The sequence below is a fragment of the Bacillus cereus group sp. MYBK30-2 genome (assembly GCF_051915945.1).
Taxonomy (GTDB): domain Bacteria; phylum Bacillota; class Bacilli; order Bacillales; family Bacillaceae_G; genus Bacillus_A; species Bacillus_A paramycoides.
Genome location: NZ_JBQAFR010000004.1, coordinates 168,663 through 194,292 on the forward strand (window position 1 = coordinate 168,663; position 25,630 = coordinate 194,292).

Sequence of the window (25,630 nt, forward strand, 5' to 3'; positions counted from 1 at the left end):
TTTTATTGTTATGAAAGTTTCCTATGAAGAAATACGGAAATACCTTCTTTCTGGCCTCCCCACACTCCCATATATAAGCTCTGCATGCACTTTCTTTCCAGAAATCAAATACTCTAAATAGCGCCTCGCTGTGGATCGGCTTACACCTACCATTGAGCTTAGCATCTCTGCAGTAATTCCCTCTTCATTAACAGTTAGTATATGCTTGTTTATTTTTGCTAACGTTAATGGATCTATCCCTTTTGGGGCATATTCTATTTGATTTGCCTGCACTCCTCTTTGAGACCATAGATGTTCAATTTGTTCTGGAGATAATTGAGCACTTTTCTTTAACTTCATAATCTTCTTTTGGTAATTTTCTAAACTTGTTTTAAATCGATCAAACGTAAGTGGCTTTACGATATAATCTGTTACCCCGCCTCGTAAAGCATGCCGCACTACATCTGTTTCTGATGCGGCTGTAATCATAATAATGTCTGTATCATGCAAATTATGCCTAATATATGTGACGAGTTCAGTTCCTTGCATATCGGGTAAATATACATCTAATAAAACAAGCTGTGGCTTCACAAGCTCTAGCCATTCCTTTGCTTCTTCCCCAGTCGTTGCCGTTCCAATCACTTTAAATCCATCAATTTTTTCAGCAAAACGACGATGAATCTCCGCAATCCGAATATCATCTTCTACAATCAATACTTCAATCCCCTCAGCCATTACAATTCGCCTCTCTCTTTCGGTAATGCAATGATAAATAACGCACCACCTAAATCCCCTTTTTCGATTGCGATACTCCCATTTAAATCTTCCACTAGCTCTTTCACTTTTGCTAATCCATATCCACGTTTTTCGCCCTCTTTCGTCGAAAAACCTTTATAGAATATGCTTGTTATTATTTCATCATGAATCCCGTGTCCTGAATCTTCCACTTCAATTAATATTTCTTCTCCAATATCCGTTACAAACATTCTAACTTTCTTGTCATACTCTTGATTTTTTTCAATTGCTTCAAATGCATTCGTAATTAAATTTCCCAAAATAGAAACAACATAATTACTATCAATATGCGGACTTAACTTCTCTAAACTACTTTCTCGATCTAACACAAAATCAATTTTCAACTCTCTTGCTCTATTGTAAAATCCAATTAAAATTCCACCTAGCCATGGATTTTGAATTCGTTTCATAATAAATTGAACGAAATCTTGATATACTGCCGTTTCCTTATGAATAAGCTCTAAAGCATCTTCATATGACTCTAATTGGATAAGACCCGAAAGCGTATACAACAAATTATTATATTCATGCGTTTGTGCTCGTAATGCTTCTGTATATTGCCGCGTTTGAGACAACTCTGCTGTTAATTGGTCCATTTCAGATTTCAAACGTAAACTGGATACAACACCAGTTGCTTTATTATTAACTTTAATAGGTAGACGGTTAGCAATAACAGCCTTTCCCTTTATATTTAATTGACGATCAAACTGTCCCTCACCAGTTTGAAGTACATCTAGTATCGATGAGTTAGGAATAACATTTAAAATAAATTCTCCAATTATATTTTGCTGTTTTTCTAAAGAAAGAATGTCATATGCCGCTTGATTTACTAAACTAACAATTCCATTTTTATCGATTACTATAATCCCTTCACGTACAGATTGAATAACTGTACTATGTTCTTCATATAAGGATGAAATTTCTTCTGGCTCCATCCCAAACATCATCCTTCTTATGCTTCTTGCTAAATATATAGAGCCGATTATGCCTAACAATAAACCAGCTATAGCAATCCAAAACACACGCGTACCATATACTTCTACAGCTTGATAAACATCGTCCATCGAAAAACCAACAGATACTACTCCAATAATTTCATTATCTTGATTACGTATTGGAACTTTTCCGCGTAACGATGGTCCTAATGATCCAGTAGCCTTTGAAATATAAGACTTCCCTTCCAATAATACGCCTTTATTATCGCCGCCAACCATTGCTTCTCCTATTCTATCTCGCTTAGGATGTGCATAACGAATGCCATCTTTATTTCCAACTACAATGAAATCAGCATCTGTTTCGATTCGAATTTTTTCTGCAATTGGCTGAATAATAGAACTTGGATTTTCCTTTTGGAAAGCTTCTTGAATTTCTGGTATAGTGGCAACTGTTTTTGCAACATACAATGCTCTTTTGCCAATTTGCTCTTCTACCGTTTCAGATAATATATAATAAAATAAATAACTCGTTAACAGAAGCACCGCAAGAATAAGTGTACTAATAGTTAATATAATCCTCGGTTGCAGTTTTAATTTCTTAAATTTCAAAACCATTCCCCTAACATAGATAAAGTGAAACTTTAATCAGTGGGGATTTTGTTCATCCCCCACTGATTATTAGTTGAACCAATCGGGCTTTTACGGGCAGTTGATCTCCCACCTAACTCCTTTGCTTTACAGCCGAATTTTGAGGTGGGAGTCTTACTGCCCACAAATAGCGGGATAAAGATAGAATTTAAAGAAAATACTGTCTTTTATTTTCATATTTAATCATAACACGATTACTATATATTTCTTCAATTTATCTCATTATCGTCATCACAAAAAAGAAACGAAGTAAAATTACTACCTCGTTTCTTAATATTTGTTATTATACTTTAAACTTACCGATCATCTCTTGTAATTCTTCAGCCATTTGCGATAAGTGAACTGCTGCTGAATTTATTTCTTCTACTGAAGCTACTTGTTCTTCAGAGGAGCCAGCAATATTTTGAACACTTGCTGCATTTTCTTCAATCGTTGCTGCAATTTCATTAATAGATGCACTTACTTGCTTTGCATCTATCGTCATTCGTTTCGCTACTTCTACCATGCTATCAATTTGTACAACTGTATCATTTGTAGATTTCAATATTTCTACAAAGCTTTGTTTCGTTTCATTTGCAACTACAAGCCCTGATTGTACCTCTGTTCCAACTTGATTCATAGAGCTTACAGTTTCTTTTATATCAAATTGTATCTCTTTCACTAGCTTGCCAATTTCCGTAGAAGACTGTCCCGATTGTTCTGCTAATTTCCGCACTTCATCCGCTACAATTGCAAAACCTCTTCCTTGCTCTCCAGCTCTTGCAGCCTCAATTGCAGCATTTAATGCTAATAAGTTTGTCTGCTCTGCAATATGTTGAATCACTTCTAAAATAGCTCCAATTTGCTTCGACTTATCATCTAATAAAGAAATGACTTTGTCTGACTGTGACACAGACTCATGAATTAATTGCATTTGATTCACAGTTTGCTCAACTAACTTTCCACCATCTTCAGCTTTTTGCTTCGTATACATAGATGCTGTAAATACTAATGAAGAGCTATCCGCAACACGCTGAATTCCTTCTGTAACTTCTTCTAACAAAGTCGCTCCTTCTTCAACTTCCCGCGTTTGTATTTCTGCTCCACTCGATACTTGTTCCATTGCTTGTGTAATTTGTTCCGTCGCTTCACTTGCTTGCTTCATGCTAGCTGTTAATTCTTCCGAAGAAGCTGCTACATGACTAGCTGAAGTATTAATATTTGAAATTACATCATGTAATGATGCCGCCATCTCATTAAAACTTTCTCCTAACTGTCCAATTTCATCCTTCGAACGAACAGTAATTGATTCCGTTAAGTCACCTTCGCTAATTTTCCTTGCTGATATAACAAGTTGTTTTAACGGTTTAATAATAGAAGCAATTATGAAGTAAATTACAATTCCACCAATTATTAATGAAATTCCAAGAACAGTTATTGTTTTATAGAAAATAGGTTCAGCCGCTTCAATAATTTCTTTTGAAGGCATAATTCCTGCTATTTTCCATCCAGTTATCTTATTCGTTTTAAAAGTGATATTGCGATCCTCACCATCTAATGAAAATTTAAAATCACCTATTTCCTGTTTGTACAGCTCTTTTTCAAGTTTTTCTTCTACCTTATCCCCCGGCTTCAGCGTTGGATGTGCTACCACATTTTTATCTTGATCAAAAATTGCAGCATACCCTTGTTTACCGATATTAACCATTTTTGAAGTGTTTACAATATCATTAATAATTAAATCAATACCGAGGACGCCACTTTTATCCTCATTTTGTTTTGCTATTGTAATAACAATATTTCCTGTCGTTTTTGATTTATATGGAGCTGTGATAATCACTTCTCCGCTTTTTTTCACTGCCTCTTTGTACCACTCTCTTTCTGTAGGATTATATCCTTCTGGCATTTGAATAGCTGGTGATTGAACAAATTGTCCATTACTAGATCCCGTGTAGATTGCTTCCATTTCTGGATGTAATTTATTATATTCTTCTAATTTATTTTGCACGTTTTGAAGCTGATCAGCTTGATAACTCGCCCCAGTAAATAGCTTTGTAAAGTATGCTACGTCTACTTTCTTACTATCTAACTCTTTATTAATTACATTATTTAAAATCTTTATGTTATCTTTTGCTGATTGTAAAATTGTTTCATTAAAATTTGTCTTTGCCTGTTGATAAGACGTCCAACCAATTACAATACTTGGAAGAATTAAAATAATAATAAATGATACAAATAACTTTGTTTTTAAACCACTACTCCTTAATTTTCCTTGAAACATATTTCTGTCCCTCCATACCGTTTTAAATGCAATTATTTTACTTTTAATCTCTTTATATAAATCATACAATACAATTGCGTTGACGAGACTCTCTATCTCTTTTCCTCATCTTTCTCTACATTTGAAGAATTTTTGCATACATTTCTCATTCTATAGAAATTAAATAATTAAAACACTATATAAAAATGTTGCATTATTCGAAATATTACATTTCACGGAAGAACCTCTAGTATCCTATTTACTAGAGGTTCTTCCTATTTTACTATTCTCTATCTTTTTCTACTTCTTTTTTCTCATCTTCTACTACAGATACGACAGGTTTATCATTTGATAGTTGCTGCACAGCACCTTTTCCAGCGAATCCTTCTAGTAATTCTTTTAAATCAATACCAGAAGAGGCTTTTAAAGTTTCTTGCATTGTTGCCATTAAATCTGTCGCATACCCTGCAACTTTCCCGGCGCCGCTATTCTTGCCACCGCCACCTGTATCAACGACTGTAATTTTATCAATGTTGCTAAGTGGACTCGCAACTTCTTTCGCATAACTTGGAAGCATTTTAAGGACCATATCCATAATCGCGGCTTGCCCATATAATTCAAATGCTTCTGCAATTTTTTGTTTCGCTTCTGCTTCTGCTAAACCTTTTAACCTAATAACATCTGCTTCCGCTGTACCTTGTGCCTTTTGTACTTCTGCCTTCGCCTGACCTTGTGCTTTTTCAATTTCTGCTTTTGCTAAACCTTCCACACGAACTTCTTCTGCACGTGCTCTTGCTTCTGCTTCAATTTTATATTGATCCGCATCTGCTTTTTTCATTTGTTTTACTTTTTCCGCTTCAGCTGATTGTTCAACAGCATAGCGATCTGCATCTGCCTTTTTCTTCACTTCTGCATCATATTGCTTTTCACGACGTGCAATCTCTTTTTCTTCTAACTCAATTTGCTTTTCACGCTCAATGATTTTAACTCGCATTTGCTCTTCTGTAACACCTTGTTGCGCTTTCGCCTGTTGCAATTCGTAAGAAAGATCCGCATCTGCACGAGCTTGTTCTTGGTCTCTCTTATAAGATTGCACTTTTAATTCCTTATGTTTTTCAGCTTCAGCGATTTGTGCATCACGTTGATATTCAGCTTCTTTCGCTTCTTTCTCAGCACGAGCTTTTTCAATTCGTGCCTCTTTTTCACGCTCTGCATTCGCAACCGTTGCATCACGCTTAACCATTGCAATTTGTGGCTGACCAAGTGCATCTAAGTACCCGTTTTTATCCATTATTTCTTTAATTGTAAAGGAAACGATGCGAAGACCCATTTTCTTCAAATCAGTCGAAGCTACTTCATGCACCTTTTGAGCAAATTGCTCTCTGTTACTATAAGCATCTTCTACTGTCATAGAAGATAAGATAGCACGTAAATGCCCTTCTAAAACTTCTTTTGCTTCTATTTTTAACTCTTCCGTTTCTTTTCCTAAATATTGTTCAGCTGCTGTAGATACTTCTTCAATTGTCGATCCTACTTTAATAATAGAAACACCGTTTACTGTAATCGGTACACCTTGTTTCGTATACGTATCACGTGTTCCAACTTCTAATTTGTAGTTTAATAAGCTAAGAGGCTCTCCTCTTTGCATAATTGGAACTATGAAAGTACCGCCACCGCGGATAATCTTAATCTTCTTTCCATCATCAGTGGTAACGACATTCTTTCCACCACCAAGCCAGTTCCCTGTTACAATTAATGCTTCGTCTGGGCCAACTGTACGATACTTCGTAATGAACACTAAAATGAGTAGAATTAAAATTGCGAGTAAAACTCCACCGATAATTAATGGAATCGTCATGTAAATTCCCCCTTATAATTTTGGTTTCTTTAAAGAATAAGCGATGTTCTGTACAAGCAAAACACCATCTTGAACTCCCTCGATAATAACTTCAGTTCCTTGTGGAATATCTTTTTTCCCAATCGTTTTCGCTGGTATTGCATTACTTCCAAATTGGGAGGAGATTAATACTTCACCAAATCCTTCTTTCGGAATCGTTATAATTACTTCTCCTTTTCGTCCAATAAATTCATCCATGCGTTGTACTGTATTTTGCTCTGCCTCTGCAATCGGTTTTAAAATTAATATTTTCATTATGAAAACACCGATAAAGGATATAGCAAATGAGCCCCCAAAAATAATAATGCTATTAAAGGAGAATAAATATTCTCCTATATAACTAAGTCCACATAACATGGCGAAAAAACTAAGTAATAAAGTAACAACGGATACAGACCCTCCACCAAAACTAAATATCGATTCAAATATATCTCCAAAAAAGATATAAATTACAGTAAGTATAGTAGCAATTATAAATCCGTATAAATAAATTATTTCAAGTGGATAACCAAACAAGACCATTTCTTATCCCCCTTTCTTAAACAATCCTTTTTTGTTATGTGTATGCCCCACCTCTTTCAAAGATTATTAATCTTAATTTTCAGTTATTTATCCTTTAAAGAAAAACCTGTAAGACAGGTCTCTAAAAAAGAACAGGAGAAACCTATTGTGACAGGCTCCTCCTAGAAAATAACCGATATATTATATATCTATATAATATATTATTTTCCACAAAAAGTAAAGTGAAACATACATTGGAAGAACACTTATTTTACTGATAATGAGTACGTTCCATCACCATTATCATATTTATATACATACAAGTAGTATTTGCCCGGTTTTGCGTTAAATTTTGCTTCTATATGATTTCCATTGGCTTGACCGTAAGCTGCATAATTTTGCATATCTGATTCGTGGTGAAGCACCCATGTCATCCCGATTCCATATTCATTTAGAACAGAAATATCGATATCTTTCGCTGATGCCACATTAAATGTATAAACGTCCGTATGATCCCCACCAATAAGACTACCTTTAATAGTGGTATTTAGTCCGATACGATTTGCTTCATCTGGACGATTGTTTGGTTCGGATTCTATTAAACTCCCATCTTTAATCGTAACCGCTGTTTCACTTTTGCTTTCTTTTCCTTTATCATCTTTCACTGTTAATGTTGCTTTATATGTTCCTGCCTTTTCATATGCATGTACTGGATTAACTTCTGTGCTTGTATTCCCATCTCCAAAGTCCCATAAATAAGAAACGATTTTTCCATCTTCATCGTTTGAACCATCACTCTTAAATTGAATGCCTTCCTTTACAAGCCCATTGTAAGGACCATTTATATTAACCGTCGGAGCTTTATTTTCTTCTTCATCTTTTGCAATACCATGGAAGACTACATCATATTCAAATTCATTTGAAGCATTCACACGATAATTGACGAAGTATGCTGTAACAGTTTTGTAGCCACTCCATTCTTTTTGCGCTAATTGTTCTAAAGCTTCATTTACTCTTTTACTCATTGCTTTCCAATCTTCTGATTCACCCTTTGTTACATTACCTGTATACGTACCTTCTAATGTAAATGTATTGAAGAATTGAGATGTATGCTTTATCATTTTTGCATCTTTCATATGCAACGTATCGTTAATTTCCTTCTTTACTGCTGTTAATGCTTTTGGTGCATGTTCAGCTAAATAATCATCTGCTACTTCCGGCACATTGTACTTATCTTGATTATCAATTAACTGCTGCATATACTCTTGATACTCTTTATTTAATTTCGAATCTTTACTCAAAGTCTCACGATACGTATCATAATTTTTCACGTCATTCGCACGAATTAAATCTTGAATTTTATCAAATGTTTCAAATTGATGCGTATATAAGTAAGACTGCAATGCGAACGAGTAGTTATAGAAATCCCAAGAACCATATTTAGCAAATAGTGTACGCTCTGCTGTATAACGGCTTGCAGGATCAGATGATAAGCCACTAATTATGCTCTTTCTCGGTACAACGTTATTCGTACGAGTAGATCCCGCAAAAAATTCCGCATTCCCTTCTTGGAACCAAGTTAATCTTTCATTTTGATACATATCTCCTCTTCCAAATAAACCTGGAACCTCATATCTTCCTTGAAGATAATGAGTAAACTCATGACGGAATAACTCTTCTAAACTATAAATACTTTGTTCTGGCATACGCTCATATGTAAAGAATGTGCCTGTCTCTTCAATATAAATTCCACCGTTGTTTGTTTCATATCCGTACAGTTGTCTATTTAGCTGATATTCATCTGGAGTGTTATAGATTACTATCGTTAATACATCGTCTGCATTACCTTGTTCTAAAGCTTTATCATTACCGATTACACGGTGATATTGCGCCTTTACTTCCTTTGCTGCCCAGTATAATCTCTTAATTTTTTCTTCTGATACTTTATCTCCTGTTTTAAATACAATAGATCCACCATCAAATGTATACGTTTTTGGTAAGTACTGCTGTTTTCCTTCTTCACGTATCTTTTCTAAATCTATCGTATTTCCGTTATAATCTTTCCCGTTATAATTAGTTGTAATTTGTTCTACCGCAACAAAATAAGCTTCACTTAGACGTGGATACATATACATTGCTTGTGTTACAACTTCTAAGCCTTTATTTGGATTACTATGAAACTTTCCTAAACGACTAGCAAAATAAATTCCATTATTTATAAGCCACTTATTTTCTGATGTTACTTGATTTAGAAGAGCAATGCGATTAATCTCATTAATAAATCCATCTACTTTCCCATACCACATTGTATCTTTTGCTTCTTTACGAGTTTCAAATAAATAAGATTGCATATCATAATCGATGCCTTGCATAATATCGTATACTGCTTGTCCTTTCATACGATCACTAACATATGCAGCAAAATTATCGTTATACTGCTTTAAAATACTAGTTGCGTATTGAACCGTTTCAACATCACTTGAAGCATTACTAATTAATTTACCGTATGCAGATACTACTGCATCTTGCTCATTTGTTCCAAGCTTAAAATTTGGATTTTTTGCAATAGCTTTTAACGCTGGTAAACATTTGTCCTGAAAGCTTCTTTCATTTAAATCGCTTAATTCTTTATTATAAAATGCAAGGTAAAAAGCCGAACGTAATACTTCAGTAAATGTTTGAATTCCCTTTGAATCATCTTTCGTAAATGTACTACCTCTATGAGCTAATTCATCTATAATTACTTGCATTCTTCCTTTGTCTTGATAGAAAGCTTTTGCGTCTTCATTAAACTGGAATAAATCTGTAATTTGATTCCACTTAATACTCCCTAACGTTTCAATTAACTCTTGATGACTCATTTTGTTTAAATCAGCCATTGAATAGTTTTCTTTAACTTGTTTTCTTACTGAACTTTTCATAATAGGTGCTGGACGTTGTGAAAAGTCTCCTACTTTTAAACGTTCTTGAAACGATAATGTTTCATCAACTTTCGAAGCATGTCCAATCTCATCTACTGTTTTTTCAATTCCGACCGGTTTCGATTTCAACACGTTATATGGTACTTTTTCTTCCGCTGACACATGAGTTTGAATTGCTCCTAACGATAGAGCCATTGTACTAATACTAAGCATCACTTTATTGAACTTTGATTTCTTGTTCACACTATTTCCTCCTATTTAAATATTCCATTCAAGAAGTTAACATATTATCCAGATAAAATAATATAAAATGCAATATTTCATATTATTTCTTTATACATTTTGACCATATAGTGAACGAAATTTTTGCATGATTGGGTAAATAAAGAGCTTGAAGAGCTAGGCAAGGTAAACTTCCTCCATACGCTATATGATAAGCACTTAAAAGAAGAATTCGGTCCTTAAGTTACCCCTGAATCGGTCATTACTGAAAGTGGAAAAGTAAATTTTAAAAACCCATTCGTATAAAATGTAATTTTCATACGAATGGGTTTTTTACTCTATTATATAGTGCTGTAAACATGACTTCTCTTCAAAACCTACTTTCTTATACAATTTCATAGCACTTTCATTATTCGTATTCAAACATAGTTCTATCTCTTCCATCCCTTGGAAGGAGAAAATATACTGGATTGCAGCTTGTAATAAACACTCTCCAACACCTTTTCTCCTACTATTTACAGCAGTTGCAATAAATTCGACATTTGCTTCATGAAACTGCGGATTTACTTCAACATATACATAACCTTCTAACTTATCATTCTCTTTACTTACAAATAATTTATTTGTATCACTTAATCGTTCAATAATTTCATTTCCTTCATAAATATATAAATCAAAATGTAATCATTCCTTGAATAAATGATAATATTTCTCATTGTAGACTGAAAAATAAAAAGTTTACAAAAAAATTAACCCCTTTTAAGGGGTTATGCCATTTTCTCTCCGGATTCTTCTCTAAAAAAGCTTTTCATTGCATGAAATACATCTGCTTTTTGCTTTAAAATATAATATCTGAAATTCTCATCTTTAATATTTTTATATGCCGACATAAGCGTACTGTGGCGGTTGTATTGGTTCACTTCCCCATAACCAAACATATTACACTTCTTCATCAACTCTTCCACAAGCTTTACGCATCTAGCATTATCCGAAGTTAAATTATCACCGTCTGAAAAATGGAATGGATAAATATTATAGCGATCTGGTGAATATTTATTATCGATTAACTCAAGTGCTTTTTTATATACAGAAGAACATATTGTTCCGCCACTCTCACCTTTTGAGAAAAACTCTTCTTCTGTGACGACTTTCGCTTCCGTATGATGTGCAATAAACTCAATATCAACTGTTTCATATTTTGTGCGTAAAAATCTTGTCATCCAAAAGAAGAAGCTACGTGCCATATACTTCTCCCATATTCCCATCGATCCACTCGTATCCATCATCGCTAATACAACAGCTTTCGAATCTGGCTTTAACACTTCATTCCAAGTACGGAACTTTAAATCTTCTTGGTGAATCGGATGGAAAGATGCTTTACCGCGCATTGCATTTCGTTTATATGCGGATATCATCGTTCGTTTCTTATCAATATTTCCCCATAATCCTGTTTTTCTAATATCATTAAATTCAATGTGCTCAATTCGGTTTTCATCCATTTCTTTTCGCTTTAAATTAGGTAGCTCTAACTCTTTGAAAAACGCTTGCTCTAATTCTAAAATTGAAACTTCCGCTTCATAATAATCTTCCCCAGCTGCATCTCCCGCTCCTTGCCCTTTTCCTGGTCCTTTCTGCTTTTGACCACCTGATCCATCTCTCGCAACGACATCACCAACTTTGCTATCACCGTTTCCTTGCCCTACATGTTTATTTTTATCATAATTATATCTAATCTTATATTCATCTAAAGAACGAATCGGTATTTTCACAACATCCCTACCATTAGACATAACAATATTTTCTTCTGTTACAAGGTCTGGTAAATTATTTTTAATTGCTTCTTGTACTTTTTCCTGATGGCGTTGTTGGTCGTCATATCCTTTGCGATGGAGGGACCAGTTTTCCTGTGAAATCGTATAGTTTGGTTGATTTTCTTCGCCCATGCCTTTCCCTCCTTACTGTATTTTTCTTTCATATGAACAGCAATCTATAATTTTGTTTTCTAGTGTGCATAACTAGAATATTTGAAAAGTAACTGTTCATCGAAACTTATCCCATAAACATATCAATTATTTTTCGCACAATACTCCGAGCATCTTAAACAAAATTTTGCCACTCACATAATAGAAAGAAACATTCAGCCGTTGATAAGAAAGAAACACAACGCATTGTTGCACACATCTCCGCTTTGCAACATATTGTATTGTGTTGGCTTTTTTCGTATGAATGGTTGGTTACTCTATCATATGCATATTGTAAAAATAATTGACAATAAATTCATGAAATTGCATCTTAATTTATTATATTCGGACAAGCTATGACACTTTTTACAAATATCAGTGGATAAAAAAACGCTGTCCCGAGAACAAGAGACAGCGTTTTTATTATCAGACTATCGATTTAACAAACTACCTACATAGCGTAACAGTTCATTCGCAGATGAAGAATTATAGCCATGCTCATCAATTAAACGTGCAACAACATCATTGATTTTCTTAAGCTGATTTTCGTCCGGTGTTTTCGTTGATGTTGTAATTTTCACTATATCTTTTAAATCAGCAAATAGCTTTTTCTGAATCGCTTCACGAAGACGTTCGTGTGAATTATAATCAAAGCGTTTTCCTTTACGTGCATAAGCAGAAATACGAATTAAAATTTCTTCACGGAATGCTTTCTTAGCATTTTCTGAAATTCCAATTTGCTCTTCAATCGAACGCATAAGTTTTTCATCCGGGCTCATTTCTTCGCCCGTTAACGGATCACGTAATTTTGATTTATTGCAGTACGCTTCGACGTTATCTAAGTAATTATCCATAAGTGTCTTAGCTGATTCTTCGTATGAATAAACAAACGCTTTTTGTACTTCTTTCTTAGCAATTTCATCGTATTCTTTTCTCGCTAATGAGATGAAATTCATATAACGCTCTCGATCTTCATTACTAATCGATGGATGCTGATCCAATCCATCTTTTAAAGATCTAAGTACATCTAACGCGTTAATAGATGGTACCTCTTTTCGAATAATTGTAGAAGAAATTCGGTTAATGACATATCGAGGATCAATACCCTTCATACCTTCATCTTGATATTCGCGTTGCAGCTCCTCTACATCAATCGCATTATAACCTTCTACCGTTTCTCCATCATATAAACGCATCTTTTTAATTAAATCAATATCCGGACGCTTCGGATCTTTTAAACGAGTTAAAATAGTGAACATTGCTGCAACTCGAAGTGTATGTGGTGCAATGTGGACATTGGATACATCACTTTCACGAATCATTTTTTCATAAATATGTTCCTCTTCACTCACCCGTAAATTATATGGAACTGGCATTACAATAATTCGTGAATGCAATGCTTCATTTTTCTTATTTGCTATAAATGAGCGATACTCTGTTTCATTTGTATGCGCTACAATTAATTCATCTGCTGAAATAAGCGCAAATCTTCCTGCTTTGAAATTCCCTTCTTGCGTAAGCGATAATAAATGCCATAAAAATTTCTCATCACATTTTAACATTTCTTGGAATTCCATCATACCTCGGTTCGCCTTATTTAATTCTCCATCAAATCGATACGCACGTGGATCTGATTCTGAACCATATTCTGCAATTGTTGAAAAGTCTAGACTACCTGTTAAATCGGCAATATCTTGTGATTTTGGATCAGACGGACTAAATGTACCAATCCCTGTACGGCGATCTTCAGAGAAGAAAATACGCTCTACAACTACATCCTCAATTCTTGATCCATATTCTTGCTCTAGACGCATAACATTTAATGGTGATAAATTCCCTTCAATTCTTACTCCATACTCATCAAAGAAATCATCCCGTAAATGATGCGGAATTAAATGAAGTGGATCTTCATGCATCGGGCAGCCTTTAATTGCAAAGATCGCTCCACGATCTGTACGTGAGTATGTTTCTAATCCTCGTTTCAGCATCGTAACTAATGTTGATTTCCCTCCACTGACAGGACCCATTAATAATAAAATACGCTTTCTAACATCTAATCTTTTTGCAGACGGATGAAAATATTCTTCCACAAGACGCTCTAATGCATCCTCTAATCCAAACAGCTGATTACTAAAGAAATTATATTTTCTTCTACCATCAACTTCTTCAATTCCGGCATCTTTTATCATATTGTAAATGCGAGAGTGTGCTGTTTGAGCCACCCATGGTCTTTCTTTCACAAGCTCCAAATACTCCGCAAACGTACCTTCCCATTGTAAACGTTCTTCTGCTGCTCGATGCTGTTCAATCTTTTTTAGAATATCCATTATAGCTCCTCCCCCATCTCCTTGTTCAATCGGATTATTATAAAAGGTATGCTAGGATGTCCTTAAACATTCTTTAAATCAAAACGAAATATATAATAGCGCTATAAAATTCTCTCCAAAATTCAAAGAAAATTCTGTATAATATAGGTATTAAAGTTTTTACACTGCTATTCATTATAAATAAATTCTTTTCTTCTAAGAACCTTACATACATTTCGATTCATAAATAGAATTCGTAAACCGAAAAAGTAAGGAGGAAATTAGTATGAAGTTATTATTAATTTTAGGTGTATCACTTACATTTCTTACAGCTATTTTCACATCTGGTTACAACGATAAACCAGGTACACATAAAAAGTGATGTGCTTTTAGCACATCACTTTTTTCTCGTTTTTTTAAATTATTTAAAATAAATATTTTCCACATCGCATATCGATAAAGGGCGATTATAATAATATCCCTGTACGAGTTTCACATTCTTTTCCTTTAAAAATTGTATTTGTTCCGCTTTCTCTACTCCTTCTGCAATTACATTTAACCCTAGAGTATGTGCTAAATGAATAATTGCAGCCGTAATATTCGTATCTCTTTCATCTTTATATATACCTTCCATAAAAGAACGATCAATTTTTAACGTATCAATTGGATATGTTTTTAAATAACTTAAAGATGAATATCCCGTTCCAAAATCATCTAAATGAATCTTTAAATTTTGTTCTTTTAACTGTAATAACACTCTTTTCGATAAATCTTTATGTATAAGGGCCCCTTCTGTAACTTCTATTGATAATAAATGAGGTGGCACATTGTACTTCTTTAAAGCTCGTGTAATCATCTCTATTAATGTAATAGAACGAAAATGTCTAGCCGAAATATTAACTGCAATCGGTACAACCTTATATCCTTTATTTAACCATTCACGTATTTGCTTACAAACTTGATGCACTACCCATTCATCAAGTTTAATAATAAACCCCGTTCTTTCAGCAAGTGGAATAAATTGATTTGGCGGGACGAGACCCAGCCCTTTATTCTCCCACCTTATTAGAGCTTCCATACTCGCTATCGTTTCTGTTTCAATATTGATTTGAGGTTGATAATATAGGAAAAATTCCTTTTTCTCTATAGCACGATGCAACTGGTTTTCTATTACAAACCTTTGTTCACGTTCACAATCTAATCCATTGCAATAAAAATAATAATGCCCTTTTCCTTTTTCTTTTGCTTTCTCTAAAGCTGCGTCGACTCTTTGGAAAAGCATTTTTTCATCCACTCCATCTTTTGGGGCCATTACAATCCCAATTGATGCACTTAAATAAACATCCTCTTCCTCTATTACAAAATGCTCACTAATTTTCTTTAATATAGTTTGTGCAACTTCCTCTACGCATTCTTTCGTTATATTTTCTATTAACATAACAAATTGATCATCGTGTTCTCTAAATAAGTGCATACCTTCTATTTGTTGGTTTCGTAAGCATTCCGTGACTTTTTTTAATACTTGATCTCCTTCTTTATGACCAAATGTATCATTAATTAGGTGAAATTCATCCAAATCTATAAAAACAAGAGCAAACTCTTTATTATCATTTAAAAGAACATTTAATTTATTTGTACATGAAATTCTATTCATTAGCCCTGTTAACTGATCATAGTAAGCCAAATATTCTGTTTTCATTTCATTTAATACTTGCATTGTAACGTCTCTCGTAACAATATATACCCCAACAATTTCACCATTCACAATAATCGGGATAGTTCTCACAGAAATATACAGTTCGTATCCTTCTTTATGAACATATTTCTTTGCAACGACTTGTTTTGTCCTTCCCTGTAAAGCACCCTTAAATATAGTTTGAAAAGCTTGTTCATATTCCTTATTTATAAACTGAAAAACAAATTGATTACTTAGCTCTTCATATCGATATCCAAATATTTCATACGTTGCTGGATTTGCATATGTAATTCTCCCAGTAGAGTCTACAGATATAATGGAATCATTATTATATTCTAGTAATGACTTAAATAACATTTGTTTTTCCTCTATTTCCACCTTTTCCTCAACCTGTGCTGTAATATCCCTAGTAATACAAATAATAAACTGGCATATTCCATCCACATCGTATACTGGATTAAGTGAAGATTCATAATGGATATCACCAGTTGGTAAACTGATTACATCACAAAAAGTATGCGCTCTCGCTTCTTTCATTACTTTTACATATTGCCCTTGTAATATTCTTGTCGTACCTTCTGGCAATACTTCTGCAAAAGTTTTTCCGTAACACTCTTCGCTTAGCCTAGCGTGATCCATCCCTATTTTATTCACATATATGTATTTAAAAGTTTCATCATCAATAACTTTCACAATGAATACTAAATCTTGAATAGCATGTAGCAACCCTTGTCTTATTAAATCCATATCTATCATACTTAAAAAGGTATTTTGACTGTTATACTTTTCTTTCATATTTATCTCAACCCGTCTTCTCTATTTTTATTCATATATCTCATTCTATATGAATATGTCCCTTTTTTAAAATGTATGATTACATATTATTTTTATTTAAATAAAAAAGTCGCCAAATGGCGACTTTTAATAAACGATTTCTAAATCTAATCCTGGATAATTTTGTTGACGGAACGCTTCATAAATTAAAATTGCTGCTGTATTAGATAAATTTAATGAACGTACTTTATCCGTCATTGGAATACGTAAACAATGATCGAAGTTTTCTTCAATTACATTAGCTGGTAATCCATTTGTTTCTCTTCCAAACACGAAATAGTAATCCTTCTCACGTTTGCTATAATCAAATGCTGTATGAGCTTTCTCGCCATACTTTGTTAAATAGAAGAATTCACCATCTTTATTTTTCTCATAAAACTCTTCGATTGAATCATAATACGTAATTTTTACGTGCTGCCAATAATCTAATCCTGCACGCTTTAACATTTTGTCATCCGTTGAAAATCCAAGCGGTCTAATCAAATGTAATTCTGTTCCAGTTGCTGCACAAGTACGTGCAATATTTCCTGTATTTGCTGGAATTTCTGGTTGATATAAAACAACATGTACTCCCACGCGATATTCACCTCTATTTTTTGTCTACTACGTATTATACCACTTGAACGAAAAATCTCTACCCATTAATAATATGAAAGAATTTATATTTCATTTGTGGTGTGTATTTACTAGAGTCTTCATAATTCCAATAACGCCGACGGCTATTCGCTGAATGTGCATTTACAAGCGGCATCCCATCTGCATCTTTCGCTACTACAATCGTCGTATGATTCCACCTACCATCATCCTCGAAATCATAAACAATTACATCACCAAGAATAAGGTCTTCTGGCTTTTCTACTGCTTCTGCTCGAAGACCAGTTGTAGCGCCTGACAAATACCAATAAAAAGAGTGTGCTACAGCCCAACTCCAACTCCACTGGTTTTCTCTTTGCCACCATCCTTTACGGATATTAGGATACCCGTTCATTGGTACTTCTCCAGTATGAAGACATTGCGAAATATAATTCGTACAATTATCAGGGAAATTACGATACGCAGGATTTCGATCATCCCACCAGCGCTCTGCATATTTTACTGCTTCTAAACGATTATATTGATATGAACCGTATTTTTCTTTCGTGACTTCCCGCTCTAACGTCTCACCTATTCCACTCTCTTCTTGCACTTCAATAGCATAATCATCTATTATACGGCTATTGCTTAAACAGACTCGTCGTTTTAATTGTTCCTCTTCGATATAAAATAATTCTTTATGCTTAATTAAATATTTCAAGTGTATTTGATAATCAATTTCTTGATGCTCACTACTATTTAATTGTCTAATGAAAGAAATATCCGCAGTCGCTTTCACTATATCTGCACTACGTTTTTGAAACAATTGTTTCTTTCTCTGTACCATTTGTAATAAATCTTCTGCAATACCGTCCACATCTGTTCGTTTCTCTGTTATATATGCTAAAAACTGTTGCACTTGCTTTTCAATACTCGCTTTTACAACCATTCAGTCTCCCTCCCATATTACAATATGAAAAAGGGAGATATTATCTACTCTTTTTTCTGCGCTAACAATTCAAGCCCACGATTCATTTCATGAAGAACCTCTTCGTCCTTCTCGCGTCCCATCGCTTTTTCAATGGCTTCGCCTACTCCATCTCCACCAATTTTTCCAAGTGCCCATGCTGCTGTTCCGCGAAGTACTGGCCTTGGGTCATCTTTCATAACACCAATTAAATCAGGAATTGCTGCTGTTTCTTTAAAATGTGCAAGTGCTAAAATGGCATTTCGTTGCAATGGCTTTTTACCTCTCCATGAACCAGACATAATTCCATACTTCTCTTTAAAATCACGATTACTAATTGTTAAAAGCGGTGTTAATAACGGTTTAACTAACTCAGGATCTGGCTCCATTTCAGGATGGTTATGAAAATCCATTCCTTTATTTTTCGGACAAACAGTCTGACATGTATCACACCCATATATACGATTTCCTATTTTATCGCGATATTCTTCAGGCAGAAATCCTTTTGTCTGTGTTAAAAAGGCGATACATTTCTTCGAGTCTAACTGTCCACCTTGTATTAAAGCACCTGTAGGACAAATATCAATACATTTCGTACAACTTCCACACTGATCTTCTATTGGCTGATCAGGAGGAAATGGAACATTCGTAATCATTTCTCCTAAGTATACATACGAACCAAATTCAGGCGTAATAATAGCGCAGTTCTTACCACTCCACCCAATACCTGCACGCTCTGATACAGCTCGATCACTTAGCTCACCTGTATCAACCATTGATTTCACTTCTATATCCGGAAGTTTTTCGATTAAATATGCCTCTAACTTTTGCAAACGATCTCGTAAAACAAGATGATAATCTTGTCCCCAAGAAGCGCGGCAAAAAATCCCACGTCGTTCTCCCCGCTTACTTAATGGTGCATTTTTTAATTTTGAAGGATATGCCAAAGCAATCGCAATAATTGATTTCGCACCAGGTAACAATAGCTGTGGATTAGTTCTCTTCTCTATGTCAGGCTCTTCGAATCCAGACTGATAATTTAATTGTTGTTGCTGGATTAGACGCTGCTTTAATTCCTCAAATGGTGACGCACTGGCAAACCCTATTTTATCTATACCAATCGTTTTACTATACGCAATTACTTCTTGCTTTAATTGTTCAAAATCCATTCTTAATCGCCTCCTCCGATGAATCCATCCCTTATGTAACGACTATATTGGTTAGCAATTCACTTTTGGAATAATATTCTTTACTTCTATTTTCGCATACAATTATGATTTTCAAACATTAAAAAACGCAATGCCTCGTTTATCTTGGAAACGAAACACTGCGTTGATCACAATTTATTAGAAAAACATTAAATAAAATTTGGAGCGGGTGAAGAGAATCGAACTCTCGACCAGAGCTTGGAAGGCTCTTGTTTTACCACTAAACTACACCCGCAAATATGAAATAAATATAAGATATTGAAATAACTTATGTAAAGTAGTATAACATGTAAAAAAATACGAAGCAAGAATTTTATCGAAAAAAGTCGAAAAAGTGATGAGGTACTCATCACTTTTTCAATTCTTTATCAATTGCCTTCTTCATACTATCGAAATCAGGGTTTGCAAGATTTCCATTTATATATACTGAAGGAGCACCTTGAACTTTTAATTTTTTTGCACGATCTGAATCTTTACGTACTTGTTCTTTAATTTCTTTACTGTGTAAATCTTTTTTAAATTGTTCTACATTAATTTTTGGAAGCTTGTCTTGCACAATCTTAAGAAGTAATTCTTCTGTAATCCATTCTTCCGTATCTTTCTTTTGACTTTGATAAATCTCATCATAGAAAATCCAGAATGAATCTTTATCTTGTTTATAAATTGCTTCACCAGCAGCTGCACCTAAATCAGAATCTTTTCCGATAAATGGGAAGTTAATGAAATATAACTGTACTTTGCCTTTATCAATATATTCTTCTTTTAATCGTGGTAATACTGTTGCATCCCACGTACGACAAGCTGGGCATTTAAAGTCGCCAAATTCAACTACCTTAACTGGCGCATCATCTTTCCCTAAAGATTGTTGCGTAGAATAAGCAAACATCTCATTCCCTTTATCTTTTTTGTCATTTATGATGCTATACACAATCGTCCCGATTACAATCAATACTGCGATAGAAAAAACTATACCAAGAGCCATGAGTTTGTTCGATGATTTCATATACATTCCTCTTTAAATTCATATTCTGTATACATCATTGTACACAATACACATAATATCAATACTTTCATAGGTCACGCAATGAACACGCTCACATAAATTACAAAAACGCAACAATTGTGACAATATTGTGTCGCTATTTGTCACATTTTATTCAAAAAAAGAAGCTCCTCTATAGGAACTTCTTTTAACTTACTGCTTTTTCACGGGCATTTTTTAACATGGACTGCTCTGTTTTTATATCATGACGAATTACTAATTTCTCACTAACTGCCTGCACATATTCATCATGATTTATATATCCTTCTTTCTCCATTAGTCTTAAAACTACATTTCGTCTCTCTACTGCTTTATCATAATTTTGTGCAGGTGAGTAATAAGCTGGCGCTTTTACTACAGCAGCCATCATTGCACTCTCAGCCAACGTTAATTGATCCACCTTTTTACCGAAGTAAAGGTTTGCTGCTTTTTCAATTCCCCATGCCCCTTCTCCGTAGTAAATATTACTCACGTATAATTTTAAAATCTCATCTTTCGTGAATGTACGTTCAATTTTTTTCGTATAAAAAATCTCTTTCCACTTACGAGAAAATGTACGTTCATTAGATAAGAAAGCATTTTTAGATAACTGCTGTGTAATCGTGCTTCCTCCTTGCACAACACCACCAGCTTTTATATTTTCAATAGACGCTCGAATAATTGCTATATAGTCTAAACCATTATGATGATAAAATCTTTTATCTTCCGTCGCAATAAATGCGTGTGTTAATGATTCTGGCACCTCTAACTTAGCGGGTACTTGCAATTTACTAATATCACTTCGCTCAATCATTACATTTCCAATGAATAATAATGTACAACTTAACAATAATAATAAAATGATGGCTTTATAAAGAAATTTAGTTATTGGATTCAATGCAACTTTTTGATGATAGTTCACTCTAGATAATACTCGTTCTTTCATCTTGAACACCTCTTTTCCACACAGCATATATAACTCTTAACTTAAGAATACCTTGTTGTAAAAGAATATCCCATCGATTTCTCTTACACCTACCTTACAACATTGTAAGGTATAAAAATGTATTGTATCACAGTCCTTTTTTATCTACTACTCATATGAAATGTTGAATATACATTATTTCCCTCATTATTTGCAGGCGTAGTGTTTCCCTTAATAACCAGTCAAAGTAAAGAGCTTAAGACAGCACTAAGTCCCTTATAAAAGCCTCTTAATATATACTTTATTCTTTTATTATATCAGCTATAAATTTTTACTTTTAAACATCTAGCAATCTAATTATATACGATATATTATCATTATACAGAACAAATGTTCCCGAAATCAAGACTATCCTTCGTATTATCCCACTATTTGCGGGCAGTAAGACTCCCCCTAAAAGCCCGATTGGTACGGGCTAATAATCAGTGGGGGATGAACACCCTCCACTGATTAAAGTTTCACTTTATCATTTTGACCTTTTTCTGAAACAGTATACATAAAGAAAAGGTTAGCAATTTGAGATGTCCTCAAATAGCTAACCTAAACTTTACATTCTTCCGATAAGATTATACGGCTGAACTTCCCATGTTTCGTATGGAATGAAATGCGTTGCTTTCATCGCATCAAGTGTCCTTGATTTCATATGAGGACGCGTTATATACTCATCGATATTCTCTTCGTTTAAAGCAACAAATTTGGCTTCTTTTATTTCTTCAGGTTGAATTTTTATTTCACCACTAACATATGCCACTTTAAAAACAACAGCTAAAATATGCATAGAAGCGTTATAATAAACCCCTGTAACTCCGATAGGCTTCACAGTTAAACCCGTTTCCTCCATTATCTCCCTACAAACAGCTTGATCGAGTGCTTCCCCTTCTTCTACCTGTCCTCCAGGCATTTCCCACGTATCGGCTCGCCAGTGCACTTTCGTTAAAAGTACCTCATTCTTCTCATTTGTCAAATAACCTGCTACGGCAACAATATGCTTTGGTGTTTTATGCTCCACATAAATACCTCCTAGAAATACGATTATTTCATATACAATCTATAACCATATTCCCTAACTACAACAAAACACCTTTAAAACTTTATCATCTTAATTAATTCAATAAAAAAGAGACCCCTTTCGTTAAACGAAAGGGTCTTCTGTCTTATATTATTCTCCTAAGTCTACGTTGTGGTAAACTTGCTGTACATCTTCTAAATCTTCTAATGCATCAATCATTTTTTCAAATTGTACTTGAGCATCTTCAGGAAGTGTTACATCACTTTGTGCAAGCATTGTTAATTCTGCAACTGTAAATTCTTCAACACCAGCATCTTTAAGTGCAGATTGTACTGAATGGAATTGATCAGGTTCAGCATAAACGATGACAGAATCTTCTTCTTCTAGAATGTCACGCGCATCTACATCTGCTTCCATTAAAATTTCAAGAACTTCATCTGATGTTTTACCTTCAAGACCAATAACAGCTGTCGCATCAAACATGTAAGCTACAGAACCGTTTACGCCCATGTTACCACTGTTTTTGCTAAATGCAGCTCGTACATCTGCTGCAGTACGGTTTACGTTATTTGTAAGTGTATCCACAATTACCATAGATCCATTTGGTCCAAACCCTTCGTAACGAAGCTCATCGTAGTTTTCTTCTGAACCACCTTTTGCTTTTTCAATCGCACGATCAATAATGGTTCTTGGCACATTGTATGTTTTCGCACGCTCTAATACAACTCTTAGCGTTTGGTTTGATTCTGGATCTGGTTCGCCTTGTTTTGCTGCCACATAAATTTCACGTCCAAATTTCGCGTATATACGGCTTGTATTTGCATCTTTTGATGCTTTTTTGTCTTTAATGTTGTTCCATTTACGGCCCATACTTTCCACTCTCTTTCCCGTTTTAAATCTACATAAAAATATTAATATGAAATATAATGTTTATTCAACACTTTTTTAAAATAAATGTAAAAAGTTCATTATTGATTCATATTACTGACATAATATAAATCACTATCATTTTGTTCATTCAACAAATTATATTATACATGAATTTCTAAGTTTATTACGAGTTTAACACTCAAATAACATCTTTTAACAACAAAAATAAAAAACTTCCTAAATAGAAGTTTTTTATTTCCCTTTATTTCTATTCAGGAAGATCTCCGAGGTTAGTTAATGCTCCAGTAACATTAGGTATGTCTAAAAAACAAAAAAGACTCTAACAATAATGTTAGAGCCTTTTTATCAAGTCACCGATACCGATGGTCGGGGTCGAACCGACACTCCCGAAGGAACACGATTTTGAGTCGTGCGCGTCTGCCAATTCCGCCACATCGGCATAATAAGAAAGGCGGCAACCGGATTCGAACCGGTGGTAAAGGTTTTGCAGACCTCTGCCTTACCACTTGGCTATGCCGCCATATGAAGTTAAAATGGAGCGGAAGACGGGATTCGAACCCGCGACCCCAACCTTGGCAAGGTTGTATTCTACCACTGAACTACTTCCGCAAAAATGGCTGGGCTAGCTGGATTCGAACCAGCGCATGACGGAGTCAAAGTCCGTTGCCTTACCGCTTGGCTATAGCCCACCGAAGTTTTACTTAATTATATGTAAGTATCCATTAATTTATTTGTAATTTTTAAAAATAAAAATGGGGCGACTGATGGGAATCGAACCCACGAATGCCGGAGCCACAATCCGGTGCGTTAACCACTTCGCCACAACCGCCATGTTGTGTTTATATTTGGCAGGGGCAGTAGGAATCGAACCCACACTGGAGGTTTTGGAGACCTCAGTTCTACCTTTAAACTATGCCCCTATGTAAATGGTGGAGGGGGGCAGATTCGAACTGCCGAACCCGAAGGAGCGGATTTACAGTCCGCCGCGTTTAGCCACTTCGCTACCCCTCCGAAACTTACATGGTGCCGGCTAGAGGACTTGAACCCCCAACCTACTGATTACAAGTCAGTTGCTCTACCAATTGAGCTAAGCCGGCGTATTTTATTAAAATGGTGGCTCGGGACGGAATCGAACCGCCGACACGAGGATTTTCAGTCCTCTGCTCTACCGACTGAGCTACCGAGCCTTATTAAAATGGCGGTCCCGACCGGGGTCGAACCGGCGATCTCCTGCGTGACAGGCAGGCATGTTAACCACTACACCACGGGACCATTTGGTTGCGGGGACAGGATTTGAACCTGCGACCTTCGGGTTATGAGCCCGACGAGCTACCGTACTGCTCCACCCCGCGACAATATTATTCATATAATTTATATGGTGGAGGATGACGGGATCGAACCGCCGACCCCCTGCTTGTAAGGCAGGTGCTCTCCCAGCTGAGCTAATCCTCCAAAAGTGGTGACCCGTACGGGATTCGAACCCGTGTTACCGCCGTGAAAGGGCGGTGTCTTAACCACTTGACCAACGGGCCAAATATTATAAATTCCTTATGGCGGAGAGCAAGGGATTCGAACCCTTGATACGCTTGTGACGTATACACGATTTCCAATCGTGCTCCTTCGGCCAACTCGGACAGCTCTCCACATGGCTCCGCAGGTAGGAATCGAACCTACGACCGATCGGTTAACAGCCGATAGCTCTACCGCTGAGCTACTGCGGAATAATATTGCCTGGCAACGTCCTACTCTCACAGGGACAAGGTCCCAACTACCATCGGCGCTAGAGAGCTTAACTTCCGTGTTCGGTATGGGAACGGGTGTGACCTCTCTGCCATCATTACCAGACTCTATTCGCTTGAGACAAACATTATTATACCTTATTCACTAATAAAGTCAATAAGTTTTTTATGTTCTCTCAAAACTAGATAACATTGCTACATATTATATGGTTAAGTCCTCGATCTATTAGTATTCGTCAGCTCCACATGTCACCATGCTTCCACCTCGAACCTATCAACCTGATCATCTTTCAGGGATCTTAC

At 35.2% G+C, this 25,630-nt stretch carries 16 protein-coding genes, 16 tRNA genes, 2 rRNA genes and 2 pseudogenes; all 36 read right to left on the reverse strand.

All coding sequences use genetic code 11. The features are described 5' to 3' along the window. Nucleotides 1–21: 21 nt before the first annotated feature. Nucleotides 22–714 (reverse strand): response regulator, encoded by a 693-nt coding sequence (locus ACTFQM_RS22220; protein WP_440036312.1) that lies wholly within the window; start codon nucleotides 712–714, stop codon nucleotides 22–24. Continuing rightward, nucleotides 714–2,318 (reverse strand): ATP-binding protein, encoded by a 1,605-nt coding sequence (locus ACTFQM_RS22225; protein ID WP_440036313.1) that lies wholly within the window; start codon nucleotides 2,316–2,318, stop codon nucleotides 714–716. Before ACTFQM_RS22225 ends, ACTFQM_RS22220 begins: the two co-directional genes overlap by 1 nt. Nucleotides 2,319–2,640: 322 nt before the next feature. Beyond that, nucleotides 2,641–3,588 (reverse strand): methyl-accepting chemotaxis protein, encoded by a 948-nt coding sequence (locus ACTFQM_RS22230; RefSeq protein WP_440036323.1) that lies wholly within the window; start codon nucleotides 3,586–3,588, stop codon nucleotides 2,641–2,643. Then, a pseudogene (locus tag ACTFQM_RS22235) lies at nucleotides 3,580–4,617 on the reverse strand (HAMP domain-containing protein); the annotation flags it as partial. The gene ACTFQM_RS22230 and the pseudogene ACTFQM_RS22235, both read right to left, overlap by 9 nt. A 262-nt stretch (nucleotides 4,618–4,879) precedes the next feature. Then, nucleotides 4,880–6,454, reverse strand: coding sequence for a flotillin family protein (locus ACTFQM_RS22240; RefSeq protein ID WP_048370624.1), 1,575 nt, complete (start codon nucleotides 6,452–6,454; stop codon nucleotides 4,880–4,882). Nucleotides 6,455–6,466: 12 nt separating this feature from the next. Next, on the reverse strand, nucleotides 6,467–7,015 hold the full coding sequence (locus ACTFQM_RS22245) for an NfeD family protein (RefSeq protein WP_440036314.1): 549 nt from the start codon (nucleotides 7,013–7,015) through the stop codon (nucleotides 6,467–6,469). Nucleotides 7,016–7,260: 245 nt separating this feature from the next. Next, nucleotides 7,261–10,158 carry a collagenase ColA gene (gene colA / locus ACTFQM_RS22250; RefSeq protein ID WP_440036315.1) on the reverse strand — a complete coding sequence of 966 codons (2,898 nt, stop codon included), beginning with the start codon at nucleotides 10,156–10,158 and terminating at the stop codon, nucleotides 7,261–7,263. Nucleotides 10,159–10,470: 312 nt separating this feature from the next. Beyond that, nucleotides 10,471–10,800, reverse strand: a pseudogene (locus ACTFQM_RS22255) (GNAT family N-acetyltransferase); the annotation flags it as partial. Nucleotides 10,801–10,904: 104 nt separating this feature from the next. Then, nucleotides 10,905–12,080 carry a sporulation protein YhbH gene (gene yhbH, locus ACTFQM_RS22260; RefSeq protein ID WP_002174772.1) on the reverse strand — a complete coding sequence of 392 codons (1,176 nt, stop codon included), beginning with the start codon at nucleotides 12,078–12,080 and terminating at the stop codon, nucleotides 10,905–10,907. Between the two features lie 449 nt (nucleotides 12,081–12,529). After that, nucleotides 12,530–14,425, reverse strand: coding sequence for a PrkA family serine protein kinase (locus tag ACTFQM_RS22265; protein ID WP_000353273.1), 1,896 nt, complete (start codon nucleotides 14,423–14,425; stop codon nucleotides 12,530–12,532). A gap of 400 nt (nucleotides 14,426–14,825) precedes the next feature. Continuing rightward, the gene (locus ACTFQM_RS22270) at nucleotides 14,826–16,895 is read right to left on the reverse strand and encodes a sensor domain-containing protein (protein ID WP_440036316.1); all 2,070 of its coding nucleotides are present in this window, start codon (nucleotides 16,893–16,895) and stop codon (nucleotides 14,826–14,828) included. A 126-nt stretch (nucleotides 16,896–17,021) separates the two neighbouring features. After that, nucleotides 17,022–17,510: a tRNA (uridine(34)/cytosine(34)/5-carboxymethylaminomethyluridine(34)-2'-O)-methyltransferase TrmL gene (trmL, locus tag ACTFQM_RS22275; RefSeq protein WP_000538147.1), complete on the reverse strand. Its 489-nt coding sequence runs from the start codon at nucleotides 17,508–17,510 to the stop codon at nucleotides 17,022–17,024. 58 nt (nucleotides 17,511–17,568) lie between these two features. Continuing rightward, the gene (locus tag ACTFQM_RS22280; RefSeq protein WP_048370614.1) at nucleotides 17,569–18,456 is read right to left on the reverse strand and encodes an amidase domain-containing protein; all 888 of its coding nucleotides are present in this window, start codon (nucleotides 18,454–18,456) and stop codon (nucleotides 17,569–17,571) included. Between the two features lie 44 nt (nucleotides 18,457–18,500). Continuing rightward, the gene (queG, locus tag ACTFQM_RS22285) at nucleotides 18,501–19,643 is read right to left on the reverse strand and encodes a tRNA epoxyqueuosine(34) reductase QueG (RefSeq protein ID WP_002174768.1); all 1,143 of its coding nucleotides are present in this window, start codon (nucleotides 19,641–19,643) and stop codon (nucleotides 18,501–18,503) included. Nucleotides 19,644–19,843: 200 nt separating this feature from the next. Then, a tRNA-Gly gene (locus ACTFQM_RS22290) sits at nucleotides 19,844–19,917 on the reverse strand. Nucleotides 19,918–20,031: 114 nt separating this feature from the next. Continuing rightward, nucleotides 20,032–20,685 (reverse strand): DsbA family protein, encoded by a 654-nt coding sequence (locus tag ACTFQM_RS22295; RefSeq protein WP_025149728.1) that lies wholly within the window; start codon nucleotides 20,683–20,685, stop codon nucleotides 20,032–20,034. A 187-nt stretch (nucleotides 20,686–20,872) separates the two neighbouring features. Next, entirely contained in the window at nucleotides 20,873–21,649 is a 777-nt protein-coding gene (locus tag ACTFQM_RS22300; protein ID WP_440036317.1) for a transglycosylase domain-containing protein, read from the reverse strand. 586 nt (nucleotides 21,650–22,235) lie between these two features. After that, nucleotides 22,236–22,697: an NUDIX hydrolase gene (locus ACTFQM_RS22305; protein WP_071717510.1), complete on the reverse strand. Its 462-nt coding sequence runs from the start codon at nucleotides 22,695–22,697 to the stop codon at nucleotides 22,236–22,238. A gap of 150 nt (nucleotides 22,698–22,847) precedes the next feature. Beyond that, the gene (locus tag ACTFQM_RS22310; protein WP_002174764.1) at nucleotides 22,848–23,567 is read right to left on the reverse strand and encodes a YebC/PmpR family DNA-binding transcriptional regulator; all 720 of its coding nucleotides are present in this window, start codon (nucleotides 23,565–23,567) and stop codon (nucleotides 22,848–22,850) included. 378 nt (nucleotides 23,568–23,945) lie between these two features. Continuing rightward, nucleotides 23,946–24,027, reverse strand: a tRNA-Leu gene (locus tag ACTFQM_RS22315). 10 nt (nucleotides 24,028–24,037) lie between these two features. After that, a tRNA-Cys gene (locus ACTFQM_RS22320) sits at nucleotides 24,038–24,108 on the reverse strand. Nucleotides 24,109–24,122: 14 nt separating this feature from the next. Beyond that, a tRNA-Gly gene (locus ACTFQM_RS22325) sits at nucleotides 24,123–24,197 on the reverse strand. 5 nt (nucleotides 24,198–24,202) lie between these two features. Then, nucleotides 24,203–24,277 (reverse strand) — tRNA-Gln (locus tag ACTFQM_RS22330). Between the two features lie 64 nt (nucleotides 24,278–24,341). Continuing rightward, nucleotides 24,342–24,417: transfer RNA gene (locus tag ACTFQM_RS22335), tRNA-His, on the reverse strand. Between the two features lie 17 nt (nucleotides 24,418–24,434). Then, nucleotides 24,435–24,508 (reverse strand) — tRNA-Trp (locus ACTFQM_RS22340). A gap of 7 nt (nucleotides 24,509–24,515) precedes the next feature. Continuing rightward, nucleotides 24,516–24,599: transfer RNA gene (locus ACTFQM_RS22345), tRNA-Tyr, on the reverse strand. Nucleotides 24,600–24,609: 10 nt separating this feature from the next. Continuing rightward, a tRNA-Thr gene (locus ACTFQM_RS22350) sits at nucleotides 24,610–24,685 on the reverse strand. 14 nt (nucleotides 24,686–24,699) lie between these two features. Beyond that, a tRNA-Phe gene (locus tag ACTFQM_RS22355) sits at nucleotides 24,700–24,775 on the reverse strand. Between the two features lie 9 nt (nucleotides 24,776–24,784). Continuing rightward, a tRNA-Asp gene (locus ACTFQM_RS22360) sits at nucleotides 24,785–24,860 on the reverse strand. A 3-nt stretch (nucleotides 24,861–24,863) separates the two neighbouring features. Next, nucleotides 24,864–24,940: transfer RNA gene (locus ACTFQM_RS22365), tRNA-Met, on the reverse strand. A gap of 24 nt (nucleotides 24,941–24,964) precedes the next feature. Further along, nucleotides 24,965–25,040: transfer RNA gene (locus ACTFQM_RS22370), tRNA-Val, on the reverse strand. A gap of 5 nt (nucleotides 25,041–25,045) precedes the next feature. After that, nucleotides 25,046–25,120: transfer RNA gene (locus tag ACTFQM_RS22375), tRNA-Glu, on the reverse strand. Between the two features lie 19 nt (nucleotides 25,121–25,139). Continuing rightward, nucleotides 25,140–25,231, reverse strand: a tRNA-Ser gene (locus ACTFQM_RS22380). Nucleotides 25,232–25,234: 3 nt separating this feature from the next. After that, nucleotides 25,235–25,309: transfer RNA gene (locus ACTFQM_RS22385), tRNA-Asn, on the reverse strand. An 8-nt stretch (nucleotides 25,310–25,317) separates the two neighbouring features. Then, nucleotides 25,318–25,433: ribosomal RNA gene (gene rrf, locus ACTFQM_RS22390) — 5S ribosomal RNA — on the reverse strand. 100 nt (nucleotides 25,434–25,533) lie between these two features. Then, nucleotides 25,534–25,630: ribosomal RNA gene (locus ACTFQM_RS22395) — 23S ribosomal RNA — on the reverse strand; the annotation flags it as partial.

Coding starts and splice junctions, on each gene's coding strand:
- ACTFQM_RS22220 (WP_440036312.1), bottom strand. CDS start 714: ATGGCTGAGGGGATTGAAGTATTGATTGTAGAAGATGATATTCGGATT.
- ACTFQM_RS22230 (WP_440036323.1), bottom strand. CDS start 3,588: ATGGCGGCATCATTACATGATGTAATTTCAAATATTAATACTTCAGCT.
- ACTFQM_RS22240 (WP_048370624.1), bottom strand. CDS start 6,454: ATGACGATTCCATTAATTATCGGTGGAGTTTTACTCGCAATTTTAATT.
- ACTFQM_RS22245 (WP_440036314.1), bottom strand. CDS start 7,015: ATGGTCTTGTTTGGTTATCCACTTGAAATAATTTATTTATACGGATTT.
- yhbH (WP_002174772.1), bottom strand. CDS start 12,080: ATGGGCGAAGAAAATCAACCAAACTATACGATTTCACAGGAAAACTGG.
- ACTFQM_RS22265 (WP_000353273.1), bottom strand. CDS start 14,425: ATGGATATTCTAAAAAAGATTGAACAGCATCGAGCAGCAGAAGAACGT.
- ACTFQM_RS22270 (WP_440036316.1), bottom strand. CDS start 16,895: ATGAAAGAAAAGTATAACAGTCAAAATACCTTTTTAAGTATGATAGAT.
- ACTFQM_RS22280 (WP_048370614.1), bottom strand. CDS start 18,456: ATGGTTGTAAAAGCGAGTATTGAAAAGCAAGTGCAACAGTTTTTAGCA.
- queG (WP_002174768.1), bottom strand. CDS start 19,643: ATGGATTTTGAACAATTAAAGCAAGAAGTAATTGCGTATAGTAAAACG.
- ACTFQM_RS22295 (WP_025149728.1), bottom strand. CDS start 20,685: ATGAAATCATCGAACAAACTCATGGCTCTTGGTATAGTTTTTTCTATC.
- ACTFQM_RS22300 (WP_440036317.1), bottom strand. CDS start 21,649: ATGAAAGAACGAGTATTATCTAGAGTGAACTATCATCAAAAAGTTGCA.
- ACTFQM_RS22310 (WP_002174764.1), bottom strand. CDS start 23,567: ATGGGCCGTAAATGGAACAACATTAAAGACAAAAAAGCATCAAAAGAT.